At 71.8% G+C, this 6874-nt stretch carries 6 protein-coding genes and 1 rRNA gene; all 7 read right to left on the bottom strand.

Going from position 1 to position 6874, the window contains the following annotated elements:
• Positions 1–371 (bottom strand): 16S ribosomal RNA (locus VFJ21_11550); the annotation flags it as partial.
• A gap of 524 nt (positions 372–895) precedes the next feature.
• Positions 896–2176: a tyrosine--tRNA ligase gene (gene tyrS, locus VFJ21_11545; GenBank protein HET7407756.1), complete on the bottom strand. Its 1281-nt coding sequence runs from the start codon at positions 2174–2176 to the stop codon at positions 896–898.
• Positions 2173–2784, bottom strand: coding sequence for a DNA-3-methyladenine glycosylase (locus tag VFJ21_11540; GenBank protein HET7407755.1), 612 nt, complete (start codon positions 2782–2784; stop codon positions 2173–2175). The genes tyrS and VFJ21_11540 overlap by 4 nt, the downstream gene beginning before the upstream one ends.
• A complete protein-coding gene (gene argH / locus VFJ21_11535) occupies positions 2781–4196 on the bottom strand; it encodes an argininosuccinate lyase (GenBank protein HET7407754.1) in 1416 nt (471 codons plus the stop codon). The genes VFJ21_11540 and argH overlap by 4 nt, the downstream gene beginning before the upstream one ends.
• Positions 4197–4210: 14 nt before the next feature.
• A complete protein-coding gene (locus tag VFJ21_11530; GenBank protein HET7407753.1) occupies positions 4211–5425 on the bottom strand; it encodes an argininosuccinate synthase in 1215 nt (404 codons plus the stop codon).
• Positions 5426–5455: 30 nt separating this feature from the next.
• Positions 5456–5950, bottom strand: a complete 495-nt coding sequence (locus VFJ21_11525) for an arginine repressor (protein ID HET7407752.1) — start codon at positions 5948–5950, stop codon at positions 5456–5458.
• Positions 5947–6873 carry an ornithine carbamoyltransferase gene (argF, locus tag VFJ21_11520; GenBank protein HET7407751.1) on the bottom strand — a complete coding sequence of 309 codons (927 nt, stop codon included), beginning with the start codon at positions 6871–6873 and terminating at the stop codon, positions 5947–5949. Before argF ends, VFJ21_11525 begins: the two co-directional genes overlap by 4 nt.
• Position 6874: the final 1 nt, after the last annotated feature.

Raw genomic sequence — 6874 nt, 5'->3', positions numbered from 1 at the left:
GCGCAATATTCCCCACTGCTGCCTCCCGTAGGAGTCTGGGCCGTGTCTCAGTCCCAGTGTGGCCGGTCGCCCTCTCAGGCCGGCTACCCGTCGTCGCCTTGGTAGGCCGTTACCCCACCAACAAGCTGATAGGCCGCGAGCCCATCCCTGGCCGGAAATCCTTTCCACGTCAGTAGATGTCCACCGACGTGAGTATCCGGTATTAGCCCGAGTTTCCCCGGGTTATCCCAGAGCCAGGGGCAGGTTGCTCACGTGTTACTCACCCGTTCGCCGCTAGGACACCCACCCCGAAGGGTGGGGCCTCGCTCGACTTGCATGTGTTAAGCACGCCGCCAGCGTTCGTCCTGAGCCAGGATCAAACTCTCCGTAGATGTCATATGTGTGCCCGCCCGAAAGCGGGATCACGACCTTCTGCGAAGAAAGCCTGGCAATAGACAGAGCTGAATGCTTCTGTCATCACCAAAGAAACCCAACCGACCGGGCGAACCCGGCCGACGGGGGTAATTCAGTTGGCACTGACTTTTAGCACGCTGTTGAGTTCTCAAGGTACGGACGCGCACCGATCCGGGTCTCGCGACCAGTCTCGGGGCAACCCGCCAAATCTATCCCGGCTCCCCCAGGCTGTCAAAGACGGCCCCGGTGAAGTGCCCGGCCCCCAGCATTGACCCGCCGCGCCTGAACACGGCCTCGTCGATGTGGGCTCCCGCAGACCCGGCCGCGTCTCGCGCGTCCGGTCCCCCGCGGGCGAAGACCACATTACGGGGTGCCTCGCCGGCGGGTCAAACCGGGGTCCTGTTGGGCCCGACACGGGCCCGCCGCGCACCGCGTGACGGCCTGTCGACGCGTTGGTGGTCGGGCCGAGACTCCGCGCGACCTGCCCTGTCCGGGAGGTGGTTCAGCCGGTCCGCTCGACCCCGGCCAGGTGCCGCTTGCCCACCCGGAGGACCGCCCACCTGCCATGGAGGAACTGCTCGGCCGACAGGGCCGCGTCGGGGTCGTCGACCTTGTCGTTGTTGACGTAGACGCCGCCCTGGCCGATGAGCCGGCGAGCCTCGGAGCGGCTCTTGGCCAGCCCGGCGTCGGCCAGGAGGACACCGATGGGTGGCGGCTCTCCTGCCACGGACACGTACGGCGTCTCGCGCAGCGCTGCGGACAGCGTCGCCTCCTCGAGCGCCGCCAGCTCGCCCTGACCGAACAGCGCCCGGCTCGCCGCGACGACCCGCGCGCACTCCTCGCCGCCGTGCACGAGGCTCGTGATCTCCTCGGCGAGCTGCCGCTGCGCGGTACGCGCTGCCGGGCGTTTGCGCGTGGCGCGGTCGAGGTCGTCGATCTCTTCCCGAGACAGGAACGTGAAGTAGCGCAGGTAGGCGCCGACGTCACGGTCGTCGGCGTTGATCCAGTACTGGTAGAAGGCGTACGGCGAGGTGAGGGCCGGATCGAGCCAGAGCGAGCCGCCACCGGTCGACTTGCCGAACTTCTGCCCGGTGGCCGACACGACCAGCGGGGTGGTCAGGGCGTGCACGGCCGCGCCCTCGACCCGCCGGACCAGGTCGACGCCGCCGAGGATGTTGCCCCACTGGTCGGAGCCGCCGATCTGCAGCCGGCAGCCGTGCCGCCTGAACAGCTGCAGGTAGTCCATGGACTGCAGCAGCAGGTAGCTGAACTCCGTGTAGCTGATGCCCTCGCCGGCGAGCCGCGCCTTCACGGTCTCGCGGGCGAGCATGACGTTGACAGAGAAGTGCTTGCCGATGTCGCGCAGGAACTCGATCGCCGACATCGGCGCGGTCCAGTCGAGGTTGTTGACGACGATCGCCGCCGTGGGCCCGTCGCCGAACTCCACGAAGCGCTCGAGCTGGCCGCGGATCCGCTCGGTCCAGTCGGCGACGGTCTCGGTCGACTGCAGCACCCGCTCCCCCACGTCGCGAGGGTCACCGATCATCCCGGTGGCGCCGCCCGCCAGCACGATCGGGCGGTGCCCGGCCTGCTGGAACCGGCGCAGCGTCAGCAGCGGCACCAGGTTGCCGGCGTGCAGGCTCGGAGCCGTCGGGTCGAACCCGGCGTACAAGGTCAGCGGCCCCCGCGACAGGTCGTCGCGCAGGGAGCCGACGTCGGTGGTCTGCGCGACCAGCCCGCGCCAGCCGAGCTCGTCGAGGATGTCGGGCGCCTGCTCGCTCACGGGCGTGCTCGTCTCCTTCGCGGTGCGGACGGTCGATAGTCGCTGACCGTCGGGTCGTCGGCCACCCAGAATCGCCACGGCCGGTCGGCGGCCGCCGTGACACCGACGCGCGGACCGGTGCGTACCTCATCGTCGGGCACGGGCGCGCCCTCCCGCACCACCAGGTCCCCCACCGGCGTGGTGACATCGAAACCGTCGCAGCTGCGGTCCACGCCGAGCGCCTGCGTGAGCCTCGCGGGCCCGCGGGCGAGGTCCCGGTCGCGGCGCGCGGCCGGCCGGCGCTCGCGGGCGCACGGCAGCCCGTCGACGACCTCCCCGGCGCGCAGCAGCACCGCGAACGCCTGCCCGGGCGGGCCGCAGACGAGGTTCATGCACCAGTGCATGCCATAGGTGAAGTAGACGTAGGCGTGGCCGGGCGGCCCGAACATCGTCGCGTTGCGCGTCGTCGGCCCGCGGTAGGCGTGCGAGGCCGGGTCCAGCGCACCGGCGTAGGCCTCCACCTCCGCGAGCCGGACGGCAACCCCGCGGTGCGTCACCACCGCACCGAGCAGGTCGCGGGCTACCTCGAGCACCGGCCGGTCGTAGAACTCCCGTGGGAGAGACGTCACCGACCGCCGGCCCACCCGGCGTGCGACTCGACGAGGGCGCGCGCCGCGGCAAGCTGCTCGCGGACCCGGTCCGGCGCCGTCCCACCCGGCGCCGCGCGGGAGCGCAGCGCCCCGTCGACCGAGAGCACCGATCGAACCTCTGGGGTCAGGCGCGGGCTGATCGCCGCCATGTCGGCGTCGGAGACCTCGTGCAGGTCGCAGTCGTGGACGGTGCACCACATGACCAGGTGCCCGACCGCCTCGTGCGCCTCCCGGAAAGGCACGCCTTGCCGCACCAACCACTCGGCGACGTCGGTCGCGAGCGCGAACCCCTCGGGCGCCGAGGCGGCGAGCCGGTCCACGTCGACCCGCATGGTCGCGATCATCCCGGCCACCGCCGGCAGCACGAGGAGCAGCGTGTCGACCGCGTCGAACACCGGTTCCTTGTCCTCCTGCAGGTCGCGGTCGTAGGCGAGCGGCAGACCCTTGAGCATCGTGAGTACGCCGGTCAGGTGGCCGACCAGCCGGCCCGACTTGCCGCGGGCGAGCTCCGCGACGTCGGGGTTCTTCTTCTGCGGCATGATCGACGAGCCGGTGGCGTACGCGTCGTCGAGCTCGACCCAGCGGAACTCCCGGGTCGTCCAGAGGACGACCTCCTCGCCCAACCGCGACAGGTGCACCCCGAGCAGCGCGGCGGCGAACAGGAACTCCGCGACGTAGTCCCGGTCCGAGACCGCGTCGATCGAGTTGGCCGCGGCGGCCGTGAAACCGAGCTCGTAGGCGACGGTCTCCGGGTCGAGCGGCAGGCTCGACCCGGCCAGCGCGCCCGCGCCGAGGGGCGAGATCGCCGCTCGGCGGTCCCAGTCGCGCAGCCGGTCGGCGTCACGCGCGAAGGCCTGCACGTGCGCCAGCAGCTGGTGGGCGAAGGAGATCGGCTGGGCGTGCTGCAGGTGGGTCATCCCGGGCGCGGCCGTCTCGACGTGCCGCTCCGCCTGGGCCAGCAGCGCGTCGGCGAGCTCGGTGAGCCGGGCGACGACGAGCCGGACGTGGTCGCGCAGGTAGAGCCGCAGGTCGGTGGCCACCTGGTCGTTGCGGCTACGGCCGGCCCGCAGCTTGCCGCCGAGGCTGCCCAGACGCTCGAGCAGCCCGCGTTCGAGGGCGGTGTGCACGTCCTCGTCCTCGACGGTGGGGCGGAAGCGCCCCGCTCTCACCGCCTCCGCGAGGTCGTCGAGCGCCGCCAGCATCTGGGCCAGCTCTTCGTCGGAGAGCAGGCCCGCGCGATGCAGCACGCGCGCGTGCGCGCGCGATGCCAGCAGGTCGTAGGGCGCCAGACGCCAGTCGAACTGCACGCTCACCGACAGCCGGGCGAGCGCCTCGGCCGGGCCGCCTTCGAAGCGCCCGCCCCAGAGACGGGTCGCCGGCGCCGGCGGCAGGTCCGGTGTCTCGCTCACGCGGTGTCCGGGTCGGCCAGGCGGGCATCGCGGCGGGCGGCGATCTTGCTGGGCAGGCCCCACAGCTCGACGAAACCCTTGGCCAGGGACTGGTCGAAGACGTCGCCGGCGTCGTACGTCGCGAGGTTGTAGTCGTAGAGCGACGCGTCGCTGCGGCGGCCGGTGACGACGGCGCGGCCGCCGTGCAGGGTCAGCCGCACGTCGCCGGAGACGTGCTCCGAGGCCGCGTCGACGAACCCGTCGAGCGCCCGCTTGAGCGGTGAGAACCACAGCCCGTCGTAGACCAGCTCGGTCCAACGCTGGTCGACCGAGCGCTTGAAGCGGGCAAGATCGCGCTCGACGGTGAGGTTCTCGAGCTCCTGGTGCGCGGTGATCAGCGCGATCGCGCCGGGGCACTCGTAGACCTCGCGGCTCTTGATACCGACGAGCCGGTCCTCCACCATGTCGAGCCGCCCGATGCCCTGGGCGCCGGCACGCCGGTTGAGCTCCTGGATCGCCTGCAGCATGGTCACCGGCCGGCCGTCGATCGCGGTGGGGGCGCCCGCAGTGAACGTGATGACGACCTCGTCGGCCGCCCGCGGCTGCGTCGGGTCCGAGGTGTAGGAGTAGACGTCCTCTACGGGTGCGTTCCACGGGTCCTCGAGGAAGCCGGTCTCGACCGCGCGTCCCCAGACGTTCTGGTCGATGGAGTACGGCGACTTCTTGGTCACGTCGATCGGCAGGCCACGCTCCTCGGCGAACGCGATCGCCTTGTCGCGGGTCATGCCCGAGTCGCGGACCGGGGCGAGGACCTTGAGGTCGGGTGCGAGCGCACCAAGGCCGACCTCGAAACGGACCTGGTCGTTGCCCTTGCCGGTGCAGCCGTGCGCGACCGCAGTCGCGCCGTGGTAGCGCGCCGCCTCGGCCATGTGCTTGACGATCACCGGGCGTGACAGCGCGGAGACCAGCGGGTAGCGGTCCATGTAGAGCGCGTTGGCCTTGAGGGCCGGCAGGCAGAAGTCGTCGGCGAACTCGGCCCGGGCGTCGACGACGACCGACTCGACGGCGCCGCAGTCGAGGGCACGCTGCCTGATGGCGTCGAGGTCCTCGCCGCCTTGGCCGACGTCGGCGGCCACGGCGATGACCTCCGCGTCGTGCTCGGCGGCGATCCAGCCGATGGCGACGGAGGTGTCCAGCCCTCCGGAGTAGGCGAGGACGACGCGTTCGGACATGGCGGTGGTGCTCCTTGGTTCGGTGAGTGGTTACGGCAGGTCGGGATGGCCTTCGGCCGTTCGTCGGAAGCGGTGTGCGAGCCGGGCGCCGCCGCGGGCGTCGCGGGCAACGACCAGCACGGTGTCGTCACCGGCGACCGTGCCGAGCACCCCCGCCAGACCGGCGCGGTCGACCGCGGAGGCGAGCAGGTGCGCACCACCCGGCGGTGTGCGCAGGATCACGAGGTTGGCCGAGCCCTCGGCCGCCACGAGCAGGTCGGCGAGCGCGCGGGCCAGCCGCGGCTCCGCGGCCCCGCCGCCGGTGTCGTCGTCGGGCACGGCGTAGACGAGTCCGCCACCGGGCCGGCGTACCTTCACCGCGCCGATTTCCTCGAGATCTCGCGACAGCGTGGCCTGCGTCACGGCCAACCCGTCGGTGGCCAGCAGCCGAGCCAGCTCGGCCTGCGAGCCGATGGGCGTGCGGCCGAGCAGCTGGAGGATGCGGGCCTGCCGCGCGGCCTTCGTGTTGGGAGCGGTGACGGTCACACCTGCTCCAGCAGGAACGCCAGGAGGGCCTTCTGCGCGTGCAGCCGGTTATCGGCCTGGTCCCAGACCGCGCTGTGCGGTCCCTCGATGACCGCGTCGGTGATCTCCTCGCCGCGGTGCGCGGGCAGGCAGTGCAGCACGACGACGCCGGGCGCGGCCGCGGCGACCAGGCCCTCGTCGAGGCGGTAGGGCTCGAAGACCGGAATCCTGCTCGCGGCCTCGGCCTCCTGGCCCATCGAGGCCCAGACGTCGGTGTAGAGGACGTCGGCGCCATCGGCTGCCGCCCGCGGATCGTCGGTCACGGTGACGCTGCCGCCGGTGGTCGCGGCGATCTCGCGCGCGCGGGCGACGGCACGGTCAAGGGGCTGGTACGCCGGAGGGGCGGCCACCCGCACGTGCATGCCGGCCGCAGCCCCGGCGAGCAGCAGCGAGTGCGCCATGTTGTTGCCGTCACCGACGTAGGTCAGCGTCACGCCGGCGAGGCCGCCCAACCGCTCGCGGATCGTCTGCAGGTCGGCGAGCGCCTGGCACGGGTGCGCGTAGTCGGTGAGCGCGTTGACGACCGGCACGGACGCGGATCCGGCGAGGGTCTCGATACGTTGCTGGCCGAAGGTGCGGATGACGATCGCCGCGACGTAGCGCGACAGGACCCGTGCGGTGTCCTCGAGGGGCTCGCCGCGGCCAAGATGGCTGCTCTGCGAGTCGATGACGATCGGGTTGCCGCCGAGCTCGGCGATGCCTGCGGTGAACGAGAGCCGGGTGCGGGTCGAGGGCTTGTCGAAGATGACGGCCACCGAGCGCGGGCCGGCCAGGGGCTGGTCGAGGTAGCGGTCCTTCTTCCGGCGGTCGGCGTCGTCGAGCACCTGCAGCAGCTCGGCCGGCGACAGGTCGTCGTCGACAAGGAAGTGGCGCAGCGGCGACATG

Source organism: Mycobacteriales bacterium, assembly GCA_035690485.1.
In the GTDB taxonomy this organism is placed as follows: domain Bacteria; phylum Actinomycetota; class Actinomycetes; order JAFAQI01; family DASSKL01; genus DASSKL01.
This window is presented reverse-complemented; position numbering and strand designations above follow the sequence as displayed.

Bases quoted from the DNA above. Each gene is read 5' to 3' on its own strand.
- VFJ21_11530 (HET7407753.1), bottom strand. From the start codon at position 5,425: ATGTCCGAACGCGTCGTCCTCGCCTACTCCGGAGGGCTGGACACCTCC.
- argF (HET7407751.1), bottom strand. From the start codon at position 6,873: ATGTCGCCGCTGCGCCACTTCCTTGTCGACGACGACCTGTCGCCGGCC.